We start from the raw sequence: 26,502 nt of genomic DNA on the forward strand, positions 1-26,502 counted from the left end.
CTTTCAGCCACGACCGACAAACGGCATTTTCGTCGCCATCACCGTCATGAACTGCACATTGGCCGACAGCGGCAAACCGGCCATATAAAGCAAGGCGCTGGCTGCGTGCTCGACGTCCATTGTCGCCTCTGCGGCAATGCTGCCATTGGCCTGAGGCACGCCCACCGTCATCGGCATCGCCATATCGGTCAAGGCATTGCCAATATCCAACTGCCCGCAAGCAATATCAAAGGCACGGCCGTCCAGCGACAGCGCCTTGGTCAGGCCGGTGATGGCATGCTTGCTGGCCGTGTAGGGCGCGGAGTTGGGGCGCGGCGCATGAGCGGAGACCGAGCCGTTATTGATGATGCGCCCACCGCGCGGTGACTGGCTCTTCATCAGCTTGAAGGCGGCCTGGGCGCACAAAAAACTGGCGCTCAGATTGGTGTCAATCACGGCCTGCCACTGTTCGAACGTCAGCTCGTCGATGGCCACAGCCGGCGCACCGATCCCGGCGTTATTGAACAGTAGATCAAGCCGGCCGAACTCGGCTCTCACGCGCTCGAAAAGCGCCGCCACGGCCTCGGGCTGCGTCACATCGGCGGTCCAGGTAAACGCCCGCTCTGGCGCGCTGGCAGCCGCCGCGGTTGCTTGCAAAGTCTCTAACCGCCGGCCAACCAGCGCCACGCCATAGCCGGCCTCGATCAAGGCCAGTGCGCAAGCGCGGCCAATGCCGGAGCCGGCGCCGGTCACCAGGGCAAACTTGGAAATTTTTGTCATCGCGCTTGTCGAGTCTAGGGAACCGGCCGTATCTGGGGTGCTTGTGGCGGAAATCAAGGTCGCTGCAAGACCCTCGTCCAGCACTCATGCATCAGCGACGCCGCAAGCAGCCTGTCCTTGCAATTGAGCGAACTATCGCAAACGGCTATGTCGCCGCGCTGCGCCTGGGTACAAAGGCGTACTTCTTACAACGCACTTGCTCCACACCCATGAAATCATGTCCTACTCTCTGGTTGCGCACGGCCAGGCAGCTTCGCACACGCAGCGTCTACTTGGGCCTGTTGCTGATCTCGATCACGGCGGCCGGCCAACTCGCCCATGCGATTGAAGCCCCCCCACCCAACACCACGCTAGCTCGACTGCACGGGCAGGCGATTGAACAGTGGAGCATTAACGCCGCTGACACAAAGGGCACAGTAGTGTTTGAAAATGGCGCCCGCGCCGACCTGGAGGGCTGGAGTGGCGTGATCGCTGGCCTGGGGGGCCTTGATGCCCAAGCCAAGGAAGGCGGCGGTGCGATCGGCAAGGCTTGGTCTGTGTTTGCCTACGACCGCCCGGGCATCGGCCGAAGCGAGCCGACTGAGCGCCCGCGCGACGGGCGCCAGGTCGTGGCCGACCTGCACGCCTTGCTGCTGCAGCAAGGCCATAAGCCGCCCTATCTCTTGGTCGGACATTCGCTCGGCGGGCTCTATATGCAGCTGTTTGCACGCCAGTACGCCAACGAGGTTCAAGGCCTGGTCCTGGTTGACGCGCTCTATCCCGGCGTGATCAAAAAGCCCCAAGACTTTCCCTTCTATGCGCGCTGGGGGAAAGAGCTGTTCTTCAGCCGCATGGCCGCGCGTGAAATCGACGCTATCCACGCCACCGGCGAAGCGGTGCTGGCCTTGCCCTGGCCGGCTCACATCCCCGTGATCCGTTTGATCAATGTGCCCAAATCCGCCGGCGCGGTCGGCGTCGACTTCGGTGTCGTCAACGCCGACGAGGCGACCATTGCCCGCGTGCGCGCGCTCTACCCCGGCGCCAAGACGGTGGTGCTGGATTCCGACCACCAAATCCAAAAGGCCAATCCGGAAGCGGTCGTGCAAGCGATCCAGGAGCTGATACGCGACAGGTAAGAATTCAAACAGACAGTGCGGCGTCGCATTTTTTAAAGCACAAGGCAGTCAAAAGCGCTTTTGTGGCCACAAGCCCCACTAGACTGGCGACATGTCCAGCCCAAGCAATAACGCCCCACCCGATCTGACTGAAATCCCTGTCCTTGCCGGCAGGCCGCACTGTGCGCGCCTACTTTATATTGAAGACAACCCGGTCAATGTCCTGGTCGTGGAGGAGTTACTGGCGACTCGCCCGCAGTTCACGCTGTTATGTGAAGTCGACGGCACAAGCGGCTTGGCGCGCGCCCTCAGCATGCAGCCAGATTTAATTCTGCTCGATATGCAGCTGCCTGACTTCGATGGCTATGAGGTGATCGCAAGGCTGCGTCTGGACCCGCGCACGGCCAACATCCCTTGTATCGCCTTATCGGCCAACGCCATGCCCGAAGATGTCCGGCGCGCCAAGCTGGCGGGATTCCTCGCCTATTGGACCAAGCCGATCGATTTCAAGGCTTTTTTACAGGGCTTGGACGAGTTCTTTGACGCCAAGCCCTGAGAGACCGGACGCTCAAGCCGGCAGCAGCCCCCGGCTCTTGAGCATCGGCTCCACCACCGCGTCGCGGCCCCGGAAGGCCCGAAACGCCGCACCCGGCTCAACGCTGTTGCCCGTGGACAAAATGCACTCTCGCAGTCGCGTCGCCACGTTCGCGTCAAAGGCGCTGCCGGCTTCGACAAAGGCCTCAAAACCGTCGCAGTCCAGCACCTCGGCCCACATATAGACGTAGTAGCCCGAGGCGTAGCTGGAGCCCGAGAACAGATGCTGGAAATGCGTCAGGCGGTGGTTCATGCCGATGGCGGCCGGCAAACCGTAGGCCGCCATCGTTTGGGCCTCGAACTTGACCACATCTGGCGCGGCTTCGTCGCTCAACGAATGGATGGCCAAATCGACCAAGGCACTGGCGGTGTAGCGCACCGTCTCGTAACCCTGGTTGAAGTGCTCGGCTGCCTTGAGCTTGGCCAGCAGCGCATCGGGGATCAGCTCGCCGGTCTGGTAATGGCAGGCATGCTTTTTCAAGACCTCGGGCTCACTCATCCAATGCTCAAAGATCTGCGAGGGCAACTCGACAAAGTCACGCAAGACCTGCGTGCCCGAGAGCCGCTCGAACTCAAGCTCGGAAAGTAGACCGTGCAAGCCATGGCCGAACTCATGGAAGAGCGTGCGCGCGTCGTCAAAACTCAGCAAGGTCGGCTCGCCGGGCGCGCCTTTGGCGAAGTTATTGTTGTTCTGGATGATGGGCAGGCGATCAATGCCGGCTCGGCCATTATTGGCCTGCCAGCGCAGCGCATTCATCCAGGCGCCGCTGCGTTTGGTCGTGCGAGCAAAGTTGTCTTGCAAGAACAAGCCGCGCAGCGAACCGTCACTGTTCTGCACCTCGTAGACCTTGACGTCAGGGTGGTAGCCGGCCACCTCAGGCTTGGCCACAAAGTTCAGTCCAAACAGGCGCTGCGCGCAATCGAAAGCGGCGGCGACCATGGCGTCGAGCTGAAAGTAGGGTTTGACCTCGGACTCCTGCAGGTCGTAGCGGGCGACGCGCAGCTTTTCCGAATAGAAACGCCAGTCCCAAGCCTCAAGCGCAAAGTCGTGGCCCAGGCTCGTCATCATCGTTTGCAAGTCTTGGCGCTCGCCCTCGGCGGCGGCCAAGGCCGGCTCCCAGACCTTGGACAGCAGGCCAGTCACAGCCGCGCGCGTGCCGGCCATGGTGTCGGCCAAGGCGTAGTCGGCAAAGCAGGCGTGACCATGCAGCCGGGCTTGCTCGTTACGTAAGCTGAGGATCTCTTGGGCGATGGCGCGGTTGTCGGTGGGGCCGGCTTGTTCACCACGCGTTGTCCAGGCACGCCAGGCTTGCTCGCGCAGATCGCGGCGCTCGCTGAAAGTCAGGAAGGGGACGATGTGCGAGCGTGACAGCGTGATCACATGGGCGCCACCCAAGCCCCGTTCGGACGCCGCCTGCGCCGCGCTGGCGCGCACAAAGTCCGGCAGGCCGGACAGCTCGGCCTCGCCGTTCAAGACCAGGCGGTAATTGCTCTCATCGGCCAACACGTTTTGTCCGAACTGGGTATTGAGCTCGGCCAGCCGCTCCATCACTTGGGCATAGCGCGTCTGCGCCGCGCCGACCAGCTTGGCGCCCGCGCGCACAAAGTCCAGATGCACACGCTCCAACAAGCGCAACTCTTGCGCCGTCAGGCCCAGCGCCTGGCGCTCTTGGTACAGCGCATCAACCCGTTTGAACAAAGCCTGATGCATATAGACGGCGTTGTTATGCGCCGCCAGCGGTGCGGCCAGCGAGCGCTGCACCGCCTGCAACTCGGGCGAGGTGGCCGAGGCCGCCAAGGCGTAGAAAACCATCTCGATCCGCCCCAGCAAGCGGCCGCTGGCGTCAAAGCGGGCCAAGGTGTTGGCGAAAGTCGGCGCCTCGGCTTGGGCTGCGATCGCATCAAGTTCGGCCCGGTGCTGCAGCAGCGCGGCCTCGAATGCAGGGGCGAATTGGGCAGGCTCAATGGCGCCAAACGGCGGCAAGCCGTAAGGCGTTTGCCAGTCTTGCAAAAGCGGGTTTGTATTCGGCAATGTCATTTTTTGTCTCCGGGTCGGTGGGTAGTCCGGCTCAAATGAAAACGGCGCCGGCCTGGTCAAGGCCTGGCGCCGCATCGGGGCAATCCAGATCATGCAGAGGGTCGCCCTGCCTTGCTCGGTTTACTTGGGGGCGGCCGCAGCGCGCTCTTTCCTGATCGCCTTTTCGTCGGCTTCGTCATAGGACTTCTTGCTGCAATCGGTCTTCCAGGTATCAGTCTTGTCGAAGTGCGCTTCCTGGCGCGCCTCAAGCGCTTTGAAGCTGGCGTTGAAAGCGTCAACCTTGTCGGCGAAGGCCTTGCGCTTTTCCAAGTTGGCCTTGATACCCTCATTGAGGGAGGCCACGCTGGTGTCAAAGGCGGCCGCACGGGCTTGATAGGCCTTGTTGCGCTCTTCAAGCTCGGCCTTTTCCAGCTTAGGTGCTGCGGCCTTGATTTCCTCGAACATCTGCAGGATGCCCTCGCGCTCTTTCTTCAGAGCAGCGGTGCCGGCGACACCGGCGTCTTCGCCCTTTTGCAATTCGACCTTCTCGGCCTTCAGAGCGGTGGCGGTGTCGTTATAAGTGGTCTGGTCGGCCTTGATTGCCAAGGCTTCGCTGTTATTGAAGTCGGCCTGGTCCATGCAGGCGCGCAACTCGTCGCGCGTCATCAGCTTGGCCTTGGGCTTTTCAACGACCGGATTGCTGACCTTGTTGTTCTTCGGGTCAACTTTCGCAGTGCCGGTGGTCTGGGCGAAGGCGGGCAACAGGGCCGCAGCGAGCAAGGAGACAAGGAGTCGTTTCATGGCAAAAACTTTTTCTTTCGAATGCGCCACCGAAGGAGCGCTGACAAAAAAACCATGGCGCCGCTCAGCAGACGGGCACGCACATGAGGAAAAGCGCCCATGCCGGGCGCCGCGCTCGCATCATGCCATGAGCCAATTGCCGCATGGCATAGGCTGGCAAAAAATCAGGCCAGGCCCTTGTGCAGCAACTCGGCCACCAAGCCATTGATGCCGCCGGCATGGCTTGCAGCGCGCTCGCGCAGGGTCTGCGTCAGCTCGGACGGCAGCTTGCAGGCAAACGGCACCAAGCCGGCAGCGCTGTCCAGGCGACGCTGCTCTTTACGATCGGGCAGCTGTGCCGCGCCTTGACCGAAACGCCCCGACACCGGCGCGCCCCGCATTTGGGCGTCCAGCTTGATACCGGCGAGGCGGTCGAGATCGGTCTTTTTCATATTCATATTTTGGGTCAGCCGCTGTTTGTTGAAGGGCTCGATTGTCTCCCATGGACCGGCTCGGCCAAGCCTTGCGCCTTGGCTGGCCGATAATTGCCAGCTTGTGCAGACCGCACCGTAGCCGAGCCCCGTCCAATATGGCACTCAAAGCCACCATCCACAAAGCCCAATTGCAAATCGCCGACATGGACCGCCATGTTTACGGCGAGCACAGCCTGACAATTGCCCGTCAGCCTTCTGAAACCGACGAGCGCATGATGATTCGCATCCTGGCCTTTGCGCTCAATGTGCCGGCCGACGAGATGCGCGGCAAGCTTGAGCTCAGCAAGGGGCTGACCGATGTGGATGAGCCTGAGCTGTGGCAGCGCGACCTGACCGGCCATATCCTGCACTGGATCGACCTGGGTCAGCCCGATGATCGCCGCCTGCTCAAGGCGCATGGCCGCGCCGAACATGTCAGCGTCTACGGTTACTCCTACAGCACCGCCATCTGGTGGGCCGGTATCGAGGCCAAGCTGACTCGGGCGCCGCGCTTGTCGGTCTGGCAGATTCCGTCCGAGCAGTCGCTGGCCTTGGCCAAATTTGCCCAGCGCAGCATGCAGCTGCAAGTCACCGTGCAAGACGGCGGCATTTATGTCTCCAGCTCGGCTGATTCCTTGGAAATCACGCCTGTGGCCTTGAAGTTGGCGAGCGAATAAAAGCGCCTGGTCGAACAGCAGCAAGCCTCTGGGAGGACAACAATGCCCGAAACAACGCTGGACATTCAACATGAGCCGAGCTTGCAGCGCTTCAGCGCTACGGTCGACGGCCATGGCTTGGAGCTGGACTACGAGCGCCAAGGTGAACAACTTTTCTTCACCCACACCGGCAGCGCGCCGGCCTTGCGCGGGCGCGGCTTGGCTGGCCGTTTGGTCGAGCATGGCCTGCTATGGGCAGCGCCGCAGGGCCTGCAAATCGTGCCGGCCTGCAGCTATGTGGCCGCCCATCTCAAGCGCTACCCGCGTTGGCAGCGTTTGACGTTGACCCCTGCCGTACAAAACGTGCTGAATTATTGGTTTGGCCCCTTGGGCAGCGCCGATGACGGGCAGATCCGGCCGCTCTGGTTTAAAAAGAGCGAAGACACCGATGCCGAGATCAAACAGCGCTTCGGCGCCTTGATCGAAGATGCCTTGGCCGGTCGTCTGGCCACCTGGAGCGAAACGCCTGCGAGCCGCCTCGCCCGCATCCTGCTGCTGGATCAGTTCACCCGCAATGTTTACCGGAGCACCGCCGCGTCCTTTGCCGGCGACGCCTCGGCCTTGCTGGACACGTTGGCTCTGCTTGATGGCGAACAGCTGCAAGAACTGGAACCCTTGCAGCGCTGGTTCGCGCTGATGCCGCTGGAACATGCCGAGAGTCTGCTCATGCAAGATCGGTCGGTGGCTGAATTCACCGCACTGGCGCAGCAAGACTCTCGCTTGCAAGGGGCTTTGGACTATGCGCACAAGCACCGCGAGGTGATCGCTCTCTTTGGCCGCTACCCCCACCGCAATGATTTGTTAGGACGTGTCTCAAGCGCTGCCGAACTGGACTATTTGGCCCAGCCCGGTGCGGGCTTCTAGGCCTGTTTGAAAATTAACAGAAAATAGCCTAACTGCGTCACTCACTGCGCCAAATCCCTCGACCTCTCCCCATTCGCCAGCTCCAGACCTCAGCCCATGTCCTCCACCATTCTTCAGAACATTCCCGTCGGCCAAAAGGTCGGTATCGCTTTCTCCGGCGGCCTGGACACCAGTGCTGCCCTGCACTGGATGCGCAACAAGGGTGCTATCCCCTATGCCTACACCGCCAATTTGGGCCAGCCGGACGAGCCCGACTACGAGGAAATCCCCCGCAAGGCGATGCAGTACGGCGCCGAGAAGGCGGTCTTGGTGGACTGCCGTGCCCAGCTCGCCCATGAAGGCATTGCCGCCTTGCAAAGCGGTGCTTTCCACATCAGCACGGCCGGTATCACCTACTTCAACACCACGCCGCTGGGCCGCGCCGTCACCGGCACCATGCTGGTGGCCGCCATGCAGGCCGACGACGTCAATATCTGGGGCGACGGCTCGACCTTCAAAGGCAATGACATTGAGCGTTTTTACCGCTACGGCTTGCTGACCAACCCGGCGCTGAAGATTTACAAGCCCTGGCTGGATCAGCAGTTCATTGACGAGTTGGGCGGCCGCGCCGAAATGTCGGCCTTCATGACCGCGGCCGGCTTCGGCTACAAGATGTCGGCCGAAAAGGCCTATTCGACTGACTCGAATATGTTGGGCGCGACACACGAAGCCAAGGACCTGGAGTTCTTGAACAGCGGCATCAAGATCGTCAACCCCATCATGGGCGTGGCCTTCTGGCGTGACGACGTGGTCGTGAAGGCCGAGCAGGTCACGGTGCGCTTCGAGGAAGGCCAGCCGGTCGCCTTGAACGGTGTCGAGTTTGCCGATCCGGTCGAGTTGCTGCTGGAAGCCAACCGCATCGGCGGCCGCCACGGCCTGGGCATGAGCGACCAGATCGAAAACCGCATCATCGAGGCCAAGAGCCGCGGCATCTATGAGGCTCCGGGCCTGGCCTTGCTGCACATCGCCTATGAACGCCTGCTAACCGGCATCCACAACGAGGACACGATCGAGCAGTACCGAATGAATGGCATGAAGCTCGGCCGCCTGCTGTACCAGGGCCGCTGGTTCGACCCGCAGGCCATCATGCTGCGCGAGAGTGCCCAGCGCTGGGTGGCGCGCGCCATCACCGGCGAGGTCAGCATCGAGCTGCGCCGGGGCAACGACTACTCACTGCTCGACACCCGCAGCGCCAACCTGACCTACAAGCCCGAGCGCCTGAGCATGGAAAAGGTCGAGGACGCGCCGTTCTCGCCGCTGGACCGGATCGGCCAGCTGACCATGCGCAATCTCGACATTGTCGACACACGTGAAAAGCTGATGACCTATGCCAAGGTCGGCCTGCTGTCACCGGCCACGGCGAATAGCTTGCCGCAGTTGCAGGGCAAGCCCGAAGGCAAGCTGGCCGACAAGCCTTGACCGGACTGCTCCCACAAACATGGTCACGCCGCCTGCTATGTGGGGCGGCGGCCGCGCTCTTCTTCGTGCCGGCTTGGGGCTTGGAGCCGGCCGGCGCTGGCGTGGTGCTGACGATCAGCGGCATGGGCCTGAAGAGCGAGGCCAAGTTTGATATGGCCATGTTGGCGGCCCTGCCCCAGCACAGCTTCATCACCGGCACGCCTTGGTACCCGACAGCCCGCAAATTCAGCGGGCCCTTGCTGAGGGATGTGTTGGCCGCGGCCGGTGTCAAAACCCAGACCGAGGGCAAGGTAATCGAAGCCATCGCCATCAATGACTACAAGGTCAGCATCCCGATTGAGGACGCCTGGCGGCACAAATTGATCGTGGCGCGGTTGCTCGATGACAAGCCGATGGCGCTGCGCGACAAAGGCCCGCTCTTTCTTATTTACCCCTTCGACTCCGATGAGCAATTGCGCAATAGCATTTTTTACAGCCGCTCGGCATGGCAGTTAAAGTCCTTGCGGATCAAGTGAGGCCTGCTTGAGCAACCACAGCCATCAACGTCGCCGCCTGCGCATTTTTCTGGGCGCCATGTGCAGCCTGTTGGTGCTCACCTTCTGCGCGGTCGGCTGGCTGCAAACGCGTCAATTCGAGCTGATCAGCTCGGCCCAGCGCTACCAAGACGACTATGTCGTGTGGAGCTTGTTTCAGTTCGAGGTCGACTTTCTCAAGCTGCGCCAAGCACTAGACCAGACCGCAGCGGCGGCCTCGGCTTCATCGACAGGCAGCTCCGCCGACCTGCAGATTGCCGCCGACTTGGTCGAAAAGCGCTTTGAGATTTTCGTCAGCAGGCTCGGGCTGGTGGAGGATGAATATGCCACCCGCTTGCTGCAGCGCGACCCAGATTACAGCCAAACACTGGCGCAGATTCGCAGCTTTGTGCAGTCTGCCGACAAGTTGCCGCTAACGGCCGAATTAATCGCACGCCAGCCCGCACATGCTGGCGCGGTACTGGCGCAATTGGCGGGCTTGGCCGAGGGCATTCACGATCTTTCGCTGACTGCCTCGCACCAGGTATCGCAACAGGCTACCGAGCGCAGTGATACGGTGCGCCACCATGCACGTCTGAGCCTTTGGCTAACGCTGGTGCAATGCGCACTCACGCTGGGCCTGACCTTGCTGGTGGTGCATCAATTCAGGAGTTTATTGCGCAATGCACGCGACCAAAAGATCCAAGCTGCCAAATTGCTCGAAGCGCAGCATGCAGCCGAGGCAGGCAGCCGCGCCAAGAGCTTGTTTCTGGCCAATATGAGCCATGAGTTACGCACGCCCATGCACGGCTTGTTGGGCATGTTGGACCTGCTCAAAGACGGCCCGCTCAAGCCCGAACAAGCGCGCCAACTCAAGTCTGCCGCCAACGCCAGCCAACATCTGCTGGCGGTGCTGAACGACATCTTGGACATCTCCAAGATGGAGGCCGGCGGTATCAGCATCAATACGCAGGCGCTGTTTTTGCCCGATCTTTTGGCCGAAGTAGAGCAATTGAGTCGCTCGCAGGCCCAGGCTGGCGGCTTGGAGTTGAATCTGAGCGTCGAGGCAGGGCTGCCCGATTGGGTCAGCGCCGATCCCACTCGCTTGCGCCAGATTCTGCTCAATTTGCTCGGCAATGCGATCAAATTCACGCCGCAAGGTCAGGTCACGCTGCGCTTGAGCCGCGCCGACGGATCAAGCGGCCAGGGGTGTTTAAGCTTTCAAGTCAAAGACAGCGGCATCGGCATGGACGCGGCCACCATGGCCAAGCTGTTCCAGCGCTTCAGCCAAGGTGATGACTCCAGCTCTCGACGATTTGGCGGCAGTGGCTTGGGCCTGGAAATTTCACGCAATCTGGCGCGCGCCATGGGTGGCGACATCACCGTGAAGAGTCAAATCGGCCAAGGTTCCACCTTCACCCTGCAGCTGCCGCTGAATGAATGCCAAGCGCCGGACGTGACGGCCGCAGCCACAACCGGTCAAGTCAGCGGCAAGTCCCTGCGCATCTTGGTCTCCGAGGATCACCCCACCAATCAAGCCTATCTGCAAGCGGTGCTGGAGCGTCTCGGGCACCGCGCGGTGTTTTGCGCCAATGGACTGGAAGCTTTGCAGCGTTTAAAGCAAGAAGAACAAGACGACTTCGATTTGGTGTTGATGGATTTGCACACGCCGATGATGGACGGCTACCAGGCAAGTCGCGCGATACGGGCGCTACCCGGCGCCAAATCGGGCATCAAAATCATTGCCTTGTCCGCCGATGCCTTCGAGGAATCGCGTGCCCGCGCGCTGCAGTCCGGCATGAACGGCTTTTTGGCCAAGCCGGTCAGCATTGAGGTGCTGACCCAGACATTGGGTGGCCAAATAGCCGAGGCGCACCCAGCGCCCAGCCAGATAGTGCCGGCTGCTTTGAGTGAAGCTTTGGAGTTCGACCCGGCCGCGCTGCAAGAGTTGCGCCAAAACCTGCCCGAGGCCATTGTTGCCAAGTTCTACGCGACCTATATCGCCAGCCTTGCCCAGACTCGCCTCGCGCTCAAGCAGGCAAGTGAACAGCGCGATAGCGCCGCCTTGCAGGCGGCCGCTCACAGCATCAAGGGTGCGGCCGCCAACCTCGGCCTCGTTTTGGTTCAGCGGCCGGCCTTGGCCTTGGAGATGCGCGCCAGACAGGCGATGCTTGATGGCCCCAGCGATGTAGAAACATGGGCGCAATTGCAGCAACTCGCACAGGCACTGCTGCAAGCGCTGCTGCGCAGTGAAGCCGTCTGTGCCGAGCAGGGTCTGCTTGAGCGGGCCTAAAGCAAGAGCGGCTCGGTCTCCAGGCGAATGCCGAAGCGCCCGTAAACGCTTTCTTGAATCGCACGCGCCAAGGTGACGACCTCCGCGCCGCGTGCCTCGCCCCGATTGACCAAGACCAAGGCCTGCTTGTCATAGACGGCCGCGCCGCCGACCGCCTTGCCCTTCCAGCCGCAGGCATCGATCATCCAGCCGGCGGCCAGTTTGATGCTGCCGTCAGGCATGGGGTAATGGACGATGTGCGGGTCACGGCCGATGATGTCGCGGCATTGCTCGGCACTGACCAGCGGGTTCTTGAAAAAGCTGCCGGCATTGCCGATCACAGCCGGGTCGGGCAGCTTGGCGCGGCGAATCGCGCAGATCCAGTCAAAAATTTGGCCGGCCGTCGGCTGAACTATGCCGGTTTCGGCCATCTTGCGTTCTAACTCCAGATAGCCCAGCACCGGCTGCCAGGGCTTGGGGCAGCGCAGGCGCACATGGGTGATCACGCTCTTGCCCGCCAGCCCGCCAAAGCCGGTTTGTTTGAATACGCTGTCCCGATAGCCGAAGTTGCACACCGAAGCCGGCAGCAGCACATTGCGCCCGGTCACCAGGTCCACCACGGCGACGCTGTCCAGCCTGTCCTTGATTTCAAGGCCGTAGGCGCCGATGTTTTGCACCGGAGCCGCACCCACCGTGCCGGGAATCAAAGCGAGGTTCTCCAGACCCGGAAAACCTTGCTCAACCGTCCATTGCACCAATTGATGCCAGGGCACACCCGCGCCTGCCTCGATAATCCAGGCGTCTGGCCTTTCTTCCAGCAGGCGAATGCCAGGTATTTCCATCTTCAGCACCACCGCATCGACGTCTTGGGTCAACACGATATTGCTGCCGCCGCCCAGCACAAACTTGGGCGCACGGCCCAGTAGCGGATGATCGACGACTCGGCGCACATCGGCGGCCGAGCGAATGCGCACCAAGCGCTGCGCGGTCGCCGGCAAGCCGAAGCTGTTGTATGGCTTCAGGTTGACGCTCAATTCGATAGGCAAAGCCCGGCTTGCCAATTCGGGCTGGGACTCATTCGGGGGATTTACAGCTTGATCCTGCATGGCAGAATTTTCCCAGATCAATCGGGCTATCCTTGGCCCACTCACCACTCAGCGATAAATAAACATGCCAAGTTTTGACACCACTCTCGAACCCGATATGGCCAAGATCAAAAATGGCGTTGACACCAGCGCCAAAGAGATCGCCACTCGCTTCGACTTCAAAGGCACCAGCGCCGAAGTCGTCTTGAAGGAAAAAGAGAAGGAAATCCACGCCACCGGCGACAGCGATTTTCAGCTCGAACAGATCGAGGCCGTGTTCTACGCCAAGCTGATCAAGCAAGGCGTGGTCATCAGCTTTCTGGACAAGCAGGAAAAGATCGAAAAGCTCGGCGGCGACAAAGTACGCCGGGTCTACAAGATCAAGAACGGCATCGAGTCCGTGCTGGCCAAGAAGATCGTTGCGGCGGTCAAAGACGCCAAACTCAAGGTGCAAGCCTCGATCCAGGGCGACACCGTGCGCATCACCGGCAAAAACCGCGATGACCTGCAAGTCGGCATCGCCTTGCTGAAAAAAGAATTCGCGGATGTGCCGCTGAGCTACGACAACTTCCGCGACTGACCACCAATGAAAATGCCGGCGTATGTTTGCTGGGCCTTGGGCTGCGGCCTGTGGGTCACGGCCGCTTGCGGACAAACCGCCGGTACGGTCAGTTTCAATGGCAGTTTGGGTACCAAGGCCGCGCTGCTGATGATAGACGGCGAGGCGCGCACATTGACGGTAGGCAGCACCCTACGCGGCGTACGCCTGCTCTCGGTCGATGACAACCGGGCCGAGATCGAACTGGGCGGGCGCCGCCAGACGCTGTTGATGGGAGCCACGCCGGGACGCATCGGCGACAACGCGCCGCCCCCAAACGGTGGGCGAAAGATCATTTTGAGCGCCGGCTCCGGCGGCCACTTCACCAGCATCGGCAGTATCAACGGCCAAAGCACGCAATTCTTGATCGACACCGGGGCCACCGCCATCTCGATCAGCCAGACCGAGGCCGAACGCATGGGCCTGAATTTTTCGGCCGGGCGACGCATCATGACGCAAACCGCCAACGGCGTGGTGCCCGCCCACATGATGCAGCTGAACAGCGTGCGCATCGGCGATGTCGAAGTCCGCAATGTCGAGGCCATCGTCATTCCGGGTCAGATGAGCCATGTCTTGCTGGGCAATAGCTTTTTGACCCGTTTTCAGATGCAAAGACATAACGATGTGCTGACGCTGGATTTGCGCTACTAAAACCGGTTTGAAAAAACCGCCTGGGCCATGAAAAAACTCACCCAACAGAGTGCTTTGAAGTTCAAGAAACTCCTGCGTTTTACGATACTGGCCGGATGCGCGCGAAAAAAACCATGACCCAAAGCCCTTCAGTTCTTCAGCCACTCCTGGGCCTGATGTTGGCCGGCGTGATGTCGCTGGCCCAGGCAACGCCAGAAAAGGCCGCTAAATTCTATGAAGACGCTTTGTTGCGCTATGAAAAAGGCGACCTTGACGGCGCCACCGTTCAACTCAAGAACACCATTCAGCAGGACCAGAAAATGCTGGCCGCGCATTTGCTGCTTGGCAAGGTCTTGCTCAAAAACGGTGAGCTGAAAGGCGCCGAGGCTGCCTTTGAAGAAGCATTGAAGCAAGGCGTCAATCGCAGCGAAGTCGCCGTGCCGCTGGGGCAGCTGTATTTGCAGCTGGGTGAGCGCAAGAAGCTGCTGGATGAATTGACGCTGACCGGCATGCCGCAGTCCATCCATGTCGACATCTTGACCTTGCGCGGATCGGCCTACGCCATGTCCGGCAACATGGCAATGGCCAGCAAGAGTTACGCCGAGGCCAAGCAACTCAACCCTAACTCGGCCACACCGCTGATTGCGGAGGCCCCCCTGCTCTTGCGCATGGGCGAGCCCGACAAGGCTCGCGCGATGGCAGCCAGGGCGGTAGAACTGGCACCGACCAATGCTGCTGCCTGGTACACGCAGGGTGTGATCCTGCAGTCCTTGCAAGAGGCCAAGGGAGCGCTGGTCGCGCAAGAGCGAGCCTTGGCACTGAATCCTAAACAGGTTGATGCGCGCATCGCCCACGCCTCGCTCTTGATTGGTCTGGGGCGGGAGAAGGAGGCCGAAAAGGACTTGGCGCTGCTGGTCGAGCAAGAGCAAGAAGATCCTCGCGCCTACTACTTGACCGGCCTGCTGGCCAGCCGCAAGGGGGACGACGCCGCAGCCAAAACCGCCTTTGGCGCAGCAGTTGGCCTGGTCGATGCCATTCCTCCCGAAATCATTGCCGGCAATGAGCCCTTGCTGATGGCCGGCGCCTTGTCACATCGCGCGCTAGGCAATGCCGAAAAGGCGCAGTTCTACCTGGAGACATTGCTGACGTCGAACAGCAAGCATTACAACGCCATGGTGATGCTGGCCGGTGTCTATATCGACAAGCGCGACTACAACCGCGCCGCGCCACTGCTCGAGAATGCGCAACGCGCCAAGCCCGATGACGCGCAAGTGATGTATCTGATGGGCTCACTGCAAATGGCCCGCAAGAGATATCAGTTGGCCAGTGAGTTGTTTGAAAAGGCTGCCGCCAAAAGCGGCACCGCCTCCGCCGTGCGTGAATTGGGCTTCAGCCAGCTCAGTTTGGGGCAGGACAAGGCCGGCATGGCCAATCTGGAGAAGGCCTTTGCGGCCAAACCTGGCGACCCTCGCGCCGGTGTTCAATTGACGATGACATACCTGGCTCAGGGCAATAACGCCAAAGCCATGCAGACCGCACAGGCCATCGTCAAGAAGGATCCCGACAACCTGACCATGCTCAATTTCTTGGGCAATATCAAAGGCCGCACCGGCGATAAAAAGGGTGCCCGCGAGGCGTTTCAACAGGCACTCACTAAAGACCCCAACTTCAGGCCGGCTGCCATCAATCTGAGTTGGCTGGACATGGAGGAATTGCGCTTTGACGAGGCTCGCAGCCGCCTGAGCAAAATGGTGGTGGGCGCAAAAGACGACCCCGATGTGTTGTTTCAACTGGGTGTGCTGGAACTGCGCGCCAAGCGCTCAGCCGAAGCGATGACTTTCCTGCAAAAGTCAGATGAACTGCAGCGTACCGACCCGCGTGCCGGACTGCTGATGATTGAATTGCTGAGCGGGCAACAGCAAAACGACAAGGCGCTGAGCTTGGCCAAAGCCTTGGCGGCGAAATATTCCACCTTGCTGACGCCTCAACTGACGCTGAGTCGCCTCTATTTGAACGCCGGAGACGGCAATAATGCACGCCTCACTCTGCAAGCCGCCACCCGCATTGCCGAATTCAATCCGGCGCAGCAAGTGCAGATTGGCCGCATGAACCTGATGGCGGGCGGCATAGACGGCGCGGCCTACAACGTTCAAAAGGCCTTGCAGGCGCAGCCGAACTATTTAGAGGCCTTGGGTCTGCAGGTCGAAGTTGAAGCCAGGCGCGGCGATGTGGCGCGAGTCGACGCGGCGTTAAAGACGCTTAACTCAGCTCACCCTGGAGCAAGCTTGAGCTTGATGGCTACGGCGCATGTGGCGATGTCTCGCGGCCAATACCAGGCGGCGCTCAGCGGCTACCGAGCCGTGATGGCGAAGGAGCCCAGCACCGGCAACGCGATCCTGATCACACAGGCGCAAATTGCCGCCGGCGAGGTCGAAAAGGCCTTGAGCGGCCTGGAGGAATGGGCCAAAAAGAACCCCAAGGACCGCAATGCACTCAAGGCACTGGCGCAGGTGCAACTACAAGCCGGTAAGAATGAGGCCGCACGCAAGAGTTTTGTGCAGGTCTTGGCGATCGAACCAAATGATGCGGCCACCTTGATCTATTACGCCGCGCTGCTGCAGCGACTCGGCGACCCGGCCGCCGTTGACGCGGCCGAGAAAGCCGTCAAGTTCGCGCCAGGCAATGCCGAGGCAACCGACAACCTGGGCTGGATCTTGGTGCAGCGCGGCAATGTGGACGCCGGCCTGCGTCATTTGCGCGAAGCGAGGTTGCGCAACCCCAACTCGGGCGACATCCGTTTTCACCTCGCCTATGCGCTGACCAAGTCCGGCCGCAAGATTGAGGCCAAGGAAGAGTTGGCGGCGGCCTCCTCTGTGCCCAACAAGGTGCGGCCGAGCGCACAACTGGAAAAGCTGAAAACGGAGTTGGGCCTGTAAATAATGCCAAGAGTTCGTGCAAAAGCTACGTGAAGGCCTCTAAGGGCGGCGCTTGATGGGTTCAAGGTCGCTAAAGTGCCGACAGGCGCACTCGTTCAGCGCATGCATCACCCCACGCGACGCATTACCCCCCGATTCGCGGGATTGCTCGCACAGCTGAAATCGTTAGGATCGCAGCCAACAACATGAACACCAGAATTTCCGGACACAAGGCAAACACCATGACAAACACATCGCAGCTTAGCAAGATCGTGAATCAACTCACTGCGTGTACTGCCATCGCATTGCTCGGTCTTGCCACTGGTGCTGCCCATGCCACGGTTGAGTTGACCAAGACCGGCGCAAACTTATTTGACGGCCGTACGGTGCAATTTGGTTCTGTAGTTCCGGGTGGTCAATCAACCATGGGCGCCTGGAAGGTCAACGAAACCAATGGGGCGCAGAATTTTTGGGTCTATTGCCTTGACCCCTTGCACACAAGCATTTCGCCGGACACCTATGACAAGGTGAGCTTGAGCAATTTCGTTACTGCGGCCGCAGCAGACGCAGGCTATACCAAGCTGTTCGCCAGTACGCCTTATCAAGCGAATGGCATCGTGAACTTATACGATGACTCAACAAATGCGACAACAGCGAAAGTGCTGAACAATTTGACGTCGCTTTATCAGCATGCTTATGCCGACAGCCTGACCGACGCCAAGAAATCTGCCGCCTTTCAATATGCAATTTGGGAAATTGAAGGCGATGGGGCTGGCGCCTATTCAAGGACCACTGGCAGCTTTAAATACACCGGCACAGACAGCGCTGACGGAGTTTTCACTGCCACGGTTGATAAATATTTAGCCGGTTTGAACACTGGCACCTGGGCAAACGGCCTCACTACGGTGACCAACTACACCTTCAATGTCTACAACCCCAACCCATCGGGCAGTGGCCAAGCGGTGATGTCTGCGACCGCAGTTCCTGAGCCAGGCTCCTTGGCGCTCGCTGGCTTGGCGCTGTTCGGCATGGTCTACACCCGTCGCCAGAGCAAGGCAAAACAGCTCTGAGCCAGAATAGATCTTCGGTTTTTTGAATAGCGAAAGCGGCCCTTGTGGCCGCTTTTTTGTTTTTCAGCGGCGGCGACTCCACTGTCGCTGCCGAGACAAAGAAAAATAGAACGTTCGTGCTAAAACCCAGCTCTGTAGCAAGGTTCTGAACAAGGCAGCAACACAGCATGGACTTGAACTTCACGGCGGAAGAAATTGCTTTCCGCGCCGAAATCCGGCAATGGGTGGCGGAGCACCTGCCCCAAGACATCTGCGCCAAGGTGCATCAGGCGCAGCGCCTGGGCAAGAGCGATATGCAGCGCTGGGCCAAGATCCTGGGCACGCAGGGCTGGCTGGGCTGGGCTTGGCCCAAGCAGTTTGGAGGTCCGGGCTGGAACGCCGTGCAACGCCATCTGTTCGAGGAAGAATGTGCGCTGGCCGGTGCGCCGCGCATCGTCCCGTTTGGCCCGGTGATGGTGGCTCCAGTCATCATGGCCTTCGGCACACCGGAGCAGCAGCAGCGCTTTCTACCCGGCATCGCGAGTGGCGAGGTCTGGTGGAGCCAGGGCTACAGCGAGCCGGGGTCGGGGTCGGATCTGGCTTCGGTCAAATGCAAGGCTGAGCGGCAAGCGGGCGGCAGCTTCCTCGTCAATGGCCAAAAGACCTGGACTACCTTGGGCCAATATGGCGACTGGATTTTTTGCCTGGTGCGCACCGATTCCTCCGGCAAGCCTCAGACCGGCATCTCTTTTTTGCTGATTGATATGAAGTCGCCCGGCGTGACCGTGCGGCCCATCATCATGTTGGACGGAGAACATGAGGTAAACGAGGTGTTCTTCGACAATGTCCAGGTGCCGGCCGACAATCTGATCGGCGAGGAAAACAAAGGCTGGACCTATGCCAAATATTTGCTGGCGCATGAGCGCAGCAATATCGCCGACGTGAACCGCGCCAAGCGGGAGTTGGAGCGGCTCAAGCGCATTGCCACGGCCGAGGGCTTGATGGAGAAGGACACACGCTTTCGCGACCAAGTGGCATTGCTGGAGGTCGACATCATTGCCTTGGAGATGATGGTCTTGCGCGTGCTGTCAGCCGAAAAAAGTGGCAAGCAGTCCCTTGATGTGGCGGGCCTGCTCAAGATCCGCGGCAGCGAGATTCAGCAGCGCTATACGGAGTTGATGATGCTGGCCGCCGGCCCTTTCAGCTTGCCCTATATCCATGAGGCGATGGAGGCCGGCTGGCAGGGCGACCATGTCGGCGCGGCTTATTGCGCGCCCTTGGCCAGTCACTATTTCAACACCCGCAAGACCACCATCTACGGTGGCTCGAACGAAGTGCAACGCAATATCGTCGCGCAGACGGTCTTGAGCTAAGGGGTTAGCAGGATGGACTTCGATTTCACCGACGACCAAGCCTCTTTGCGCGACGCGGTGCGCCGCTGGGTAGCCAAAGACTACGACTTCGCGCAACGGCAAGGTTTTGTGCGCTCCGGCGGCTTTTCGCGCGAGGCCTGGGACGGGATGGCAGGCCTGGGCTTGTTGGGGCTGGCCGTGCCCGAAGCCCATGGCGGCATGGGCTTGGGCAGCGTCGATGCGATGGTGGTGATGGAAGAGTTAGGCCGTGGCCTCGTGATGGAGCCGTTCGCACAAGCCGGCTTGATCGCCCCCGCCGTACTCGGCCATGCGCCCGAGGCGGTGCAGGCCGAATGGTTGCCCAGAATAGCCGGCGGCGAAGCCTTGATCGCGCTGGCCCAACAAGAACGCGGGGCGCGCTACGGCCTGAACCATGTCGGCGCCCGCGCCTTAGACGGCAAGCTCAGCGGCGTCAAAAACCTGGTCGCCGCGGCTGACGCGGCGGATGCCTTCATCGTGCCGGCGCGTGTGCATGGAAGCATCAATGCTGCCGACGGCATCGCGCTTTACCTGATCGAGCGGCACGCGGCAGGTGTCGGGATTCGCCCCTACAGCCTGCAAGACGGGTCGCGTGCGGGAGACCTGAGCCTGTGCGATACGCCGGCCACATGCTTGGTCGGACCCGAGCAAGGTCTGGCCGTACTGGAGTTGGCCGTCGATATCGGCATTGCCGCCTTGTGCGCCGAGGCCGTAGGCGCGATGGAAGAACTGATCGCCATCACCGCCGACTATATGAACCAGCGCAAGCAATTTGGTGTTTCGATCAGCAGTTTTCAGGCGCTGCGCCACCGTATCGCCGACGTCAAAATGCAGCTCGAGTTGGCCCGCTCGATGAGCTACTTTGCCAGTTTGAAGCTGGGCGAAAAGCCGGCAGCCCGGCGCCGCGCCTTGGCGCAGGCCAAGCTGCAACTGGGCCAATCCATGCGCTATGTCGGCCAGCAATGCACGCAGTTGCACGGCGGCATCGGCGTCACCGATGAATACATTTCCAGCCATTACTTCAAACGTCTGACCGTGATGGAAATGCAGTTTGGCGACAGCCTGCACCAACTCGCCGAGGTCAGTGCCCGCATGACGGACAAGGCCGGCGTGTTCGTTTGAGCTAAGCCAGCAGTTCGCGCCAGTCCGGCGCCAAATCACTCAAGCCGATACGGCGGTGTCCATCGCGCCCCTCCACCGTGGTGGCAGCAAATAGGGCCTTCACAATCGCCTGCTCACAGGCCTCGGCGGCGGCCTGGAACAAAGAGTCAAGTCTTGCTTCGTGCAGCATGGCGACCGAGGGCATTGCCTGCGTGGCGCTGTGCGGTAGCTGGTAAGCGGTGGAGAAAGCCAAGGCAATATCGCCGCTGCCGTGGCCATAGTCGGAGCCAGTTCGCGCCAAACCGGCCCCGGCCCGGCGCGCCAATCGACTCAGCTGCCGGGCGTCCAGCGGCGCATCGGTCGCCAGAATCAGGATGATGGAGCCCTTCTCCGGCCCGGCCGTCTTGTCCGACTCACGCAGCCGCTGTTGCAGCAAGGGCCCGATGCAGCGCCCTTGCAGCGTCAAGGCCTCGGGGCGGCCAAAGTTGGCCAGCACCAAGGCTGCGACCACATAACCCTCTATCTGCCGTGAGGCCGAACCGATGCCGCCCTTCAGACCGAAGGCGCTCATGCCCCGCCCTGCCCCGACGCTGCCCTGAGCGAAGTCAGCTCCGGCGTCGGCCAAGGCCTGCGCCAAGTGCAAGTGCTGTACGGCAAAGGCCTGTGCGTCATTCAGATAGCCGTCATTGCATTCCAAGACCAGCGGATTGACGGTCGGCCAGTCGCGGCCAATCTGCGGGTGGCGGGCGATGGTCTCTCGCGTCAAGGCGGTCGCCAAGGTGCCCACCGCCATGGTGCTGCCCAGCACGATGGCCGTCTCCAATTGCCCCAACTCCTGCATTTGCAGCAGTCCCATGCTCTTGCCGAAACCATTCAGCACGGCCAAACCGGCCGGCAGTTTGTTCAAAAACAAATCACCGTCATGCGGCTTGATGACGGTCACTCCGGTCTGCACCGGGCCGGCGGCCAGCGTGTGGTGGCCCACCGTGACCCCGGCCACATCGGCCAAACTGTCCAGCGGGCCACTGGGCAGCACGCCAATGCGGGGAAAGACCTCCATCGGCTTGGCCCTCATGCCTGGTCCCCATAGATGGCCACAAACGGCAGCTCGCCGACGCGCGCATAGCCCCGGTACATGCCCTCGGAGTTGAAACTAAAGGCAATATCGCCATTTGCCGCCACCGCGATCAAGCCGCCGCTGCCGCCCAGATTCGGCAACTTGGTTTTCACCACATTGTCGGCCGCGGCCTGTACCGAAAGCCCCAAATAGGCCATCTGGGCCGACACATCATGTGCGGCGCAAGCGCGCATAAAAGCTTCGCCCGTGCCGGTGCAAGACACCGCCACCGTGGCGTCATTGGCGTAGCAGCCGGCACCGATGATGGGTGAATCACCAACCCGGCCGAGTTGCTTATTGGTCATGCCGCCGGTCGAGGTGGCGGCGGCCAAGTGCCCGGCTGCATCGAGAGCCACCGCGCCAACGGTGCCGAGTTTGCAAGCGTCATCGATCGGGCCCGAGCCTGAACTTTCGCCATCATGGTCAAGCAAGGCACCGCGCTGCGCGCGCTGGGCCGCACGCAATTGCGCCAGCCGCAACTCGGTGCCGAACCATTCCGGCGCAACCTGCTCGAGTTGATAACTGGCCGCAAACGCGTCGGCCGCCGCGCCCACAAACATCAGATGTTCGCTGTGCTGCATCACGGCGCGGGCCGCCAGCACCGGGTTGCGGGTGGTACTCAGGCCGGCTACCGCCCCCGCCTGCAAATTGCTGCCGTCCATCACGCTGGCGTCCAACTCATGCGTGCCGGCGGCGGTATAGACAGCGCCGCGCCCGGCGTTGAACAACTCGCACTCCTCGATCTGCCGCACCGCCGCAACCACCACCTCAAGCGCCGCCACACCGGCAGCCAGTTGGGCCTGGCCGGCCAACAAGATGCGGGCCATGGCGGCCAGATATTCGGCCTCTTTCGCGGCACTCATCTGGCTGCGCAGCAGCGTGCCGGCGCCGCCGTGGATGGCCAGGACCGGCATCATTTGATTGTTTGACATCGCACGCATCCCAAAATTCACCCCGCCGGTCAAAAGCCTCGACTCGAAGCCCGCATTCTTTCAGCCTGACGCCGGCGGCCTCACCCCGACTAACCCTCGGACGGCCTTGAGGGACAATGCGCTCATGAAGATGCATATCGCCCAAATCCTGTTTTCCCAAGGCTTCGGCAGCCGTCGCCTGTGTTCCGGCCTGCTGTTCAACGGCGAGGTCAGCATTGGCGGCCATGTCATTGCCGACCCCTGGGAGGAGTTCGAAACCGAGGGTCTGGAGTTCGAGGTGTCGGGCAAGACCTGGCCCTATTACGCCAAGGCCTTGATCCTGCTGAACAAGCCCAGCGGCTATGAATGCTCGCGCAAACCCAAGCATCACCCCAGCGTGATGAATCTGCTGCCCGCCCCGTTGCGTGAGCGTGACGCGCAGCCGATTGGCCGGCTCGACGAAGACACCACCGGCCTGCTGCTGCTGACCGATGACGGCGCCCTGATCCACAAGCTGACCAGCCCCAAGCACCATGTGCCCAAGGTCTATGAGGCGCAGTGCAAGCACCCCGTAACGCCTGAAATGGTGGCACAGTTGCTGGCCGGCGTGGAGTTGCGCGAGCCGGAATCCAGCAAGCCTCCCGGATCTCCTGGCGCAAAGCCCGAGCGCACCGTGCCCTACAAGCCCGAACAGGTGCGCGCCGAGGGCGCCGAGGCCTTCGGCACGCATGGTCTGCGTTTGACCTTGATCGAAGGCAAATACCATCAGGTCAAGCGTATGGTGGCTGCCGTCGGCAACCGGGTCGAGAGCCTGCATCGCCCGCAGTTTGGCGCGCTCACCTTGCCGCCCGATTTGAAGCCGGGCGAGTGGATTTGGCTCAGCAGCCCGAGCTTGATCACACCCACATAACAAGTTGATGACACGGCATCACCGATCGGTGTTTGCCCTAGAAATGCGGCAACTTTGCGACGATCTAGGGAAGACCCGAGTCATGTTGTAACAAACTGTCTGTAGAACCTCGTCCTTAACACAGGGGCCAAGCGCCCACTGTCAAAGAGCTGCCCAGAAAGTGCAGCCGATTTGCCGAGGGAATACCGACTTATGACTGCAGCAGCTGCCTTGGGGCAGATGAACGCGACCGCGCCCAGCCTTGTGGCGCCGAGCAAAACGGCCAGACCCGACATCACCGAGCAGGTGAAGTCGGAGCGTTTCGCATCGCTGTGCGAACGCATCACCATCCCGACACTGATGGGTCTGGTGTTCAGTCTGATGCCGGTACTCCTGTTCTGGCCCCACTTGCCACATGCCGTCTTGCTGACCTGGTTCGGCGTACGCCTGGCTCTGAGTGGTCTGCGCTGCTTCGATGTTCTGCGCTTCAGGCGCTACTGGCAGGCCTGCAGCCAAACACCGAGCACCGCTGAGCTGGCCCCATGGCGGCGGCGTTTCATGCTGGCGCTGGGGCTGGACTCGCTGAGCTGGGGCGCGGCCGGTTGGATCTTTCATGCGACTGCAGCACCCGAGCTCGAGGGCGTCATCTTGGCGGCCCTGGTGGCCTTGAGTGGCATCGGCCTGCTCAATCTGGGCGGGCGCTGGCGTGCCAATCTGCTCTTCAGCGGCTTCGCTTTGGCACCATTGATTGCCTATCATCTGAGCTTGGGCAGCCAAGTTGGCGCCCTGACCGCGCTGGGTCTGATGGCCTTTGTGGCCATCGGCCTGAATGAATCGCGCCGTGCCGACCATCGCAGCACCGAGCTCTTGCGCCTGCGCTTGATCACCGATCGGGTCGCCCAGCAGCATCAACAGGCACTGCAGTCAGCCGAGCAATCGAGCACCAGCAAGAGCCGTTTCGTCGCGAACATGAGCCATGAGATTCGCACCCCGCTGAATGGCATTCTGGGCATGACACAGCTGTTGGAGCGATCCACGCTGGATGTGCAGCAGCGCGAGCAGGTCGACATCATGCGCCGCTCGGGCCACCACTTGCTGGCCTTGGTCAATGACATTCTTGATCTGGCCCGGATCGAGTCGGGCAAGCTGGCCGTGGATGCCGGGCCCGTCAATGTGCGCGAGACCGTCGACGACGTTTGCCGCCTGCTGGGCGAAACAGCGCGCGACAAGGGTCTGGCCTTCGAACTTCAAATGAGCCCCGCCCTGCCCCACTATGCACTCGGCGACGCCTCGCGCATCAAGCAGGTGCTGCACAACCTGATCGGCAATGCGATCAAGTTCACCGAGCGGGGTCAGGTCTTGATCGAGGTCGGCACCACGCTGGACATGCGCGCCGGCACGCTCTTGCGCTTTGCCGTGCGGGACACCGGCGAGGGCATTGCGGCCGACCAGATGGAGCGCGTGTTCGCGCCCTTTGAGCAGGCCGAACAGGCCGAGGCCGCCCAGGGCCAGGCGCGCAAACCGCGCCGCCAAGACGGCACCGGCCTGGGCCTGACCATTTCACGCGAACTGGCGCGCGCGATGGGCGGCGACCTGCGCTGCAGCTCGGTCCCCGGTCAGGGTTCCTTGTTCGAGTTCACCTTGCCGCTGCAGGCCTGCGTCAGTGAGATCCCCCCGCTCAGCACAGCGCGCGGTGTAGTGCAACCCGCGCCCAAATTGTCTGGCCGCGTGCTGCTGGTCGACGACAGCATGGTCAATGTGCTGGTCGCCACCGCCATGCTGGAGAGCTGCGGCCTGCAGGTCGAGCAAGCCGAAGATGGCCTGCAAGCACTTGAGCGGCTCGAGACCGCCGCCTACGACCTCGTCTTGATGGACTGCCAGATGCCCAAAATGGACGGCTTTGAGGCCACGCGGCGCTGGCGCGCGCATGAGCGCAAGCTCTCGCTCGGTCATGTACCCATCGTCGCCCTGACGGCCAGCGCAGTCAACGGCGACCGCGATCGCTGCATCTTGTCAGGCATGGACGACTACTTGGTCAAGCCCTTCGAGATGGATGACCTGGTCGCCGTCGTGCAGCGGCATATTCAGGTGGCAGAGCTGGTTTGAGTCGGCCACTGCCGGCCCAATCGGGCAATGCCGGCGATACCGTCGGCCCTGTCGCCGGCCGCTCAAGGCGAGCTTTCTGGCTGGTCCTGTCCTCGTCGATTGCTTGCGCTTGCGTCATTGCTTACGTGCTGCTGCGCGTCTACCAATACCGTGCAAGCGCCGTGATCGATAGGCCGACAGAGATCGTGGCCGAAGTCATTGACCTCATGCGAGCCAACGCGCTCAATGGCGAGCGCTCGGACTGGCCGGAGATCCAAGCGCTGGCCAATCAAGTTGCTCGCAACAATGGTGGCGAGCGTGAGCGCGATTTAGATTCGGCTTTGCACTACCTCGTTTCGAAGCTGGCTGATGGGCATTCCTTCTACATGCCGCGTGCTGCGGTCGAACCTTTGCTGGCAGAGCCAGCCGCGAGCCCGAAGAAACCCGCATCAATCGCCGATTTGACGGCGCTCCATGGCTATCCTGCGATTGCTGTACAGAGTTTTTTGACCTTCGAGCCTGCGATGGCATTGGCCGCAGCTGGTCATTTGAGAGCCCTGCTCAATAGAGCCAGCGCCAGCAACTCATGTGGTTTGATCGTGGACCTCAGAACGAATTCAGGCGGCAATATGTACCCCATGCTGGTCGGCATCTTGCCCTTGTTACCGGAGGGCCTGATGTTGAGTTTCAAGTCGGTCAAGGGTGTGTCGACCGATGTATCACGCCAGGGCGGGGAAATCTGGCTGGCCGGCAACAAAGCCACCGACGCGCTTGAAAGCGTCTCATCAATGCCTGCCATCCCCGTCATGCCGGTGCATGTCGCTGTATTGACCGGGCCGCAAACGGGCAGTTCGGGAGAAATGCTGGTGTTGGCTTTCAAGGGCCGCACCAACACCCGCTCCTTCGGTCTGCCTACGGCCGGCGTCACCAGCGCCAACCAGCCCTTTCCACTCAGACATGGCGGGGTCTTGAATCTGGCGACTTCCACGACGCTGGACCGAAGCGGCGCGCCGCACCCAGGTCCGATTCAGCCGGATGAGCGCATCGAGCCCCATGGTGCTCAATTGAGCGCCGAGCAAGCGGCTGCGGCTTGGCTGGATAGAAGCTGCAAAGCCTGATAGCCGTTTGGCTTCACCCAGGCTCAGCCCCAGGTGCTTGCGCTCTCGGCCGCACTTCGCATGATGCCCGCCGC

General features: G+C 61.2%; 23 protein-coding genes. 16 read left to right on the plus strand and 7 right to left on the minus strand.

Translation table 11 applies throughout. The features are described from left to right. Window positions 1-3: 3 nt before the first annotated feature. Window positions 4-759, minus strand: coding sequence for an SDR family oxidoreductase (locus LNV09_RS07935; RefSeq protein ID WP_263556551.1), 756 nt, complete (start codon window positions 757-759; stop codon window positions 4-6). A 209-nt stretch (window positions 760-968) separates the two neighbouring features. Between LNV09_RS07935 and LNV09_RS07940 the strand changes: the two genes are divergently transcribed. Both LNV09_RS07940 and LNV09_RS07945 read left to right on the plus strand, forming a co-directional pair. Further along, window positions 969-1,874: an alpha/beta fold hydrolase gene (locus LNV09_RS07940; RefSeq protein WP_263556552.1), complete on the plus strand. Its 906-nt coding sequence runs from the start codon at window positions 969-971 to the stop codon at window positions 1,872-1,874. 91 nt (window positions 1,875-1,965) lie between these two features. Beyond that, window positions 1,966-2,409, plus strand: coding sequence for a response regulator (locus LNV09_RS07945; RefSeq protein WP_263556553.1), 444 nt, complete (start codon window positions 1,966-1,968; stop codon window positions 2,407-2,409). A gap of 12 nt (window positions 2,410-2,421) precedes the next feature. Here the strand turns inward: LNV09_RS07945 and LNV09_RS07950 are convergent, their stop codons facing one another. From LNV09_RS07950 to LNV09_RS07960, 3 genes are all read right to left on the minus strand, one after another. Beyond that, entirely contained in the window at window positions 2,422-4,485 is a 2,064-nt protein-coding gene (locus tag LNV09_RS07950) for a M3 family metallopeptidase (protein WP_263556554.1), read from the minus strand. 120 nt (window positions 4,486-4,605) lie between these two features. After that, a complete protein-coding gene (locus tag LNV09_RS07955; RefSeq protein ID WP_263556555.1) occupies window positions 4,606-5,265 on the minus strand; it encodes a hypothetical protein in 660 nt (219 codons plus the stop codon). Window positions 5,266-5,429: 164 nt separating this feature from the next. Continuing rightward, on the minus strand, window positions 5,430-5,702 hold the full coding sequence (locus LNV09_RS07960; protein WP_263556556.1) for a hypothetical protein: 273 nt from the start codon (window positions 5,700-5,702) through the stop codon (window positions 5,430-5,432). Window positions 5,703-5,833: 131 nt separating this feature from the next. On the opposite strand from LNV09_RS07960, the gene LNV09_RS07965 reads away from it, so the two are divergent. The 5 genes from LNV09_RS07965 (at window position 5,834) to LNV09_RS07985 (ending at window position 11,560) form a co-directional block, all read left to right on the plus strand. Further along, entirely contained in the window at window positions 5,834-6,394 is a 561-nt protein-coding gene (locus LNV09_RS07965; RefSeq protein WP_263556557.1) for a YaeQ family protein, read from the plus strand. Window positions 6,395-6,436: 42 nt separating this feature from the next. Next, window positions 6,437-7,297 carry a DUF924 family protein gene (locus LNV09_RS07970; protein WP_263556558.1) on the plus strand — a complete coding sequence of 287 codons (861 nt, stop codon included), beginning with the start codon at window positions 6,437-6,439 and terminating at the stop codon, window positions 7,295-7,297. Between the two features lie 96 nt (window positions 7,298-7,393). After that, complete coding sequence (argG, locus tag LNV09_RS07975; RefSeq protein WP_263556559.1) at window positions 7,394-8,755, plus strand: argininosuccinate synthase; 1,362 nt, start codon at window positions 7,394-7,396, stop codon at window positions 8,753-8,755. Next, window positions 8,752-9,270: a putative pterin-binding protein gene (locus LNV09_RS07980; protein WP_263556560.1), complete on the plus strand. Its 519-nt coding sequence runs from the start codon at window positions 8,752-8,754 to the stop codon at window positions 9,268-9,270. Before argG ends, LNV09_RS07980 begins: the two co-directional genes overlap by 4 nt. A gap of 7 nt (window positions 9,271-9,277) precedes the next feature. Beyond that, the gene (locus tag LNV09_RS07985; RefSeq protein ID WP_263556561.1) at window positions 9,278-11,560 is read left to right on the plus strand and encodes an ATP-binding protein; all 2,283 of its coding nucleotides are present in this window, start codon (window positions 9,278-9,280) and stop codon (window positions 11,558-11,560) included. Here LNV09_RS07985 and murB read toward each other — a convergent pair. After that, entirely contained in the window at window positions 11,557-12,585 is a 1,029-nt protein-coding gene (murB, locus tag LNV09_RS07990) for a UDP-N-acetylmuramate dehydrogenase (RefSeq protein WP_263556779.1), read from the minus strand. The genes LNV09_RS07985 and murB overlap by 4 nt on opposite strands. Window positions 12,586-12,709: 124 nt before the next feature. On the opposite strand from murB, the gene LNV09_RS07995 reads away from it, so the two are divergent. The 6 genes from LNV09_RS07995 to LNV09_RS08020 all read left to right on the plus strand — a co-directional run bounded on the left by LNV09_RS07995 (window position 12,710) and on the right by LNV09_RS08020 (window position 20,329). Further along, window positions 12,710-13,204, plus strand: a complete 495-nt coding sequence (locus tag LNV09_RS07995) for a YajQ family cyclic di-GMP-binding protein (protein WP_263556562.1) — start codon at window positions 12,710-12,712, stop codon at window positions 13,202-13,204. Window positions 13,205-13,210: 6 nt separating this feature from the next. Continuing rightward, a complete protein-coding gene (locus LNV09_RS08000) occupies window positions 13,211-13,873 on the plus strand; it encodes a retropepsin-like aspartic protease family protein (RefSeq protein ID WP_263556563.1) in 663 nt (220 codons plus the stop codon). A gap of 113 nt (window positions 13,874-13,986) precedes the next feature. Next, on the plus strand, window positions 13,987-16,788 hold the full coding sequence (prsT, locus tag LNV09_RS08005; RefSeq protein ID WP_263556564.1) for an XrtA/PEP-CTERM system TPR-repeat protein PrsT: 2,802 nt from the start codon (window positions 13,987-13,989) through the stop codon (window positions 16,786-16,788). A 185-nt stretch (window positions 16,789-16,973) separates the two neighbouring features. Next, window positions 16,974-17,837: a PEP-CTERM sorting domain-containing protein gene (locus LNV09_RS08010; protein WP_263556565.1), complete on the plus strand. Its 864-nt coding sequence runs from the start codon at window positions 16,974-16,976 to the stop codon at window positions 17,835-17,837. Window positions 17,838-18,004: 167 nt separating this feature from the next. Next, window positions 18,005-19,189 carry an acyl-CoA dehydrogenase family protein gene (locus tag LNV09_RS08015; protein WP_263556566.1) on the plus strand — a complete coding sequence of 395 codons (1,185 nt, stop codon included), beginning with the start codon at window positions 18,005-18,007 and terminating at the stop codon, window positions 19,187-19,189. A gap of 12 nt (window positions 19,190-19,201) precedes the next feature. After that, the gene (locus LNV09_RS08020; RefSeq protein WP_263556567.1) at window positions 19,202-20,329 is read left to right on the plus strand and encodes an acyl-CoA dehydrogenase family protein; all 1,128 of its coding nucleotides are present in this window, start codon (window positions 19,202-19,204) and stop codon (window positions 20,327-20,329) included. Window position 20,330: 1 nt separating this feature from the next. Here the strand turns inward: LNV09_RS08020 and LNV09_RS08025 are convergent, their stop codons facing one another. Continuing rightward, window positions 20,331-21,383, minus strand: coding sequence for a DmpA family aminopeptidase (locus LNV09_RS08025; RefSeq protein WP_263556568.1), 1,053 nt, complete (start codon window positions 21,381-21,383; stop codon window positions 20,331-20,333). Further along, window positions 21,380-22,357 carry an isoaspartyl peptidase/L-asparaginase family protein gene (locus tag LNV09_RS08030; protein ID WP_263556569.1) on the minus strand — a complete coding sequence of 326 codons (978 nt, stop codon included), beginning with the start codon at window positions 22,355-22,357 and terminating at the stop codon, window positions 21,380-21,382. The genes LNV09_RS08025 and LNV09_RS08030 overlap by 4 nt, the downstream gene beginning before the upstream one ends. Window positions 22,358-22,487: 130 nt before the next feature. On the opposite strand from LNV09_RS08030, the gene LNV09_RS08035 reads away from it, so the two are divergent. The 3 genes from LNV09_RS08035 (at window position 22,488) to LNV09_RS08045 (ending at window position 26,428) form a co-directional block, all read left to right on the plus strand. After that, entirely contained in the window at window positions 22,488-23,246 is a 759-nt protein-coding gene (locus LNV09_RS08035; RefSeq protein WP_263556780.1) for a pseudouridine synthase, read from the plus strand. A gap of 192 nt (window positions 23,247-23,438) precedes the next feature. Further along, complete coding sequence (locus LNV09_RS08040; RefSeq protein WP_263556570.1) at window positions 23,439-25,331, plus strand: response regulator; 1,893 nt, start codon at window positions 23,439-23,441, stop codon at window positions 25,329-25,331. Continuing rightward, window positions 25,328-26,428, plus strand: a complete 1,101-nt coding sequence (locus tag LNV09_RS08045) for a S41 family peptidase (protein ID WP_263556571.1) — start codon at window positions 25,328-25,330, stop codon at window positions 26,426-26,428. The genes LNV09_RS08040 and LNV09_RS08045 overlap by 4 nt, the downstream gene beginning before the upstream one ends. The last annotated feature ends 74 nt before the right edge of the window (window positions 26,429-26,502 follow it).

Source organism: Paucibacter sp. B2R-40 (assembly GCF_025717555.1).
Lineage (GTDB): Bacteria > Pseudomonadota > Gammaproteobacteria > Burkholderiales > Burkholderiaceae_C > Paucibacter_A.

Excerpts from the sequence above, each read along its gene's own strand:
- LNV09_RS07935 (WP_263556551.1), bottom strand. The coding sequence starts at position 759 with ATGACAAAAATTTCCAAGTTTGCCCTGGTGACCGGCGCCGGCTCCGGC.
- LNV09_RS07940 (WP_263556552.1), top strand. The coding sequence starts at position 969 with ATGAAATCATGTCCTACTCTCTGGTTGCGCACGGCCAGGCAGCTTCGC.
- LNV09_RS07945 (WP_263556553.1), top strand. The coding sequence starts at position 1,966 with ATGTCCAGCCCAAGCAATAACGCCCCACCCGATCTGACTGAAATCCCT.
- LNV09_RS07950 (WP_263556554.1), bottom strand. The coding sequence starts at position 4,485 with ATGACATTGCCGAATACAAACCCGCTTTTGCAAGACTGGCAAACGCCT.
- LNV09_RS07955 (WP_263556555.1), bottom strand. The coding sequence starts at position 5,265 with ATGAAACGACTCCTTGTCTCCTTGCTCGCTGCGGCCCTGTTGCCCGCC.
- LNV09_RS07960 (WP_263556556.1), bottom strand. The coding sequence starts at position 5,702 with ATGAATATGAAAAAGACCGATCTCGACCGCCTCGCCGGTATCAAGCTG.
- LNV09_RS07965 (WP_263556557.1), top strand. The coding sequence starts at position 5,834 with ATGGCACTCAAAGCCACCATCCACAAAGCCCAATTGCAAATCGCCGAC.
- LNV09_RS07970 (WP_263556558.1), top strand. The coding sequence starts at position 6,437 with ATGCCCGAAACAACGCTGGACATTCAACATGAGCCGAGCTTGCAGCGC.
- argG (WP_263556559.1), top strand. The coding sequence starts at position 7,394 with ATGTCCTCCACCATTCTTCAGAACATTCCCGTCGGCCAAAAGGTCGGT.
- LNV09_RS07995 (WP_263556562.1), top strand. The coding sequence starts at position 12,710 with ATGCCAAGTTTTGACACCACTCTCGAACCCGATATGGCCAAGATCAAA.
- LNV09_RS08000 (WP_263556563.1), top strand. The coding sequence starts at position 13,211 with ATGAAAATGCCGGCGTATGTTTGCTGGGCCTTGGGCTGCGGCCTGTGG.
- prsT (WP_263556564.1), top strand. The coding sequence starts at position 13,987 with ATGACCCAAAGCCCTTCAGTTCTTCAGCCACTCCTGGGCCTGATGTTG.
- LNV09_RS08010 (WP_263556565.1), top strand. The coding sequence starts at position 16,974 with ATGAACACCAGAATTTCCGGACACAAGGCAAACACCATGACAAACACA.
- LNV09_RS08015 (WP_263556566.1), top strand. The coding sequence starts at position 18,005 with ATGGACTTGAACTTCACGGCGGAAGAAATTGCTTTCCGCGCCGAAATC.
- LNV09_RS08020 (WP_263556567.1), top strand. The coding sequence starts at position 19,202 with ATGGACTTCGATTTCACCGACGACCAAGCCTCTTTGCGCGACGCGGTG.
- LNV09_RS08025 (WP_263556568.1), bottom strand. The coding sequence starts at position 21,383 with ATGAGGGCCAAGCCGATGGAGGTCTTTCCCCGCATTGGCGTGCTGCCC.
- LNV09_RS08030 (WP_263556569.1), bottom strand. The coding sequence starts at position 22,357 with ATGTCAAACAATCAAATGATGCCGGTCCTGGCCATCCACGGCGGCGCC.
- LNV09_RS08035 (WP_263556780.1), top strand. The coding sequence starts at position 22,488 with ATGCATATCGCCCAAATCCTGTTTTCCCAAGGCTTCGGCAGCCGTCGC.
- LNV09_RS08040 (WP_263556570.1), top strand. The coding sequence starts at position 23,439 with ATGACTGCAGCAGCTGCCTTGGGGCAGATGAACGCGACCGCGCCCAGC.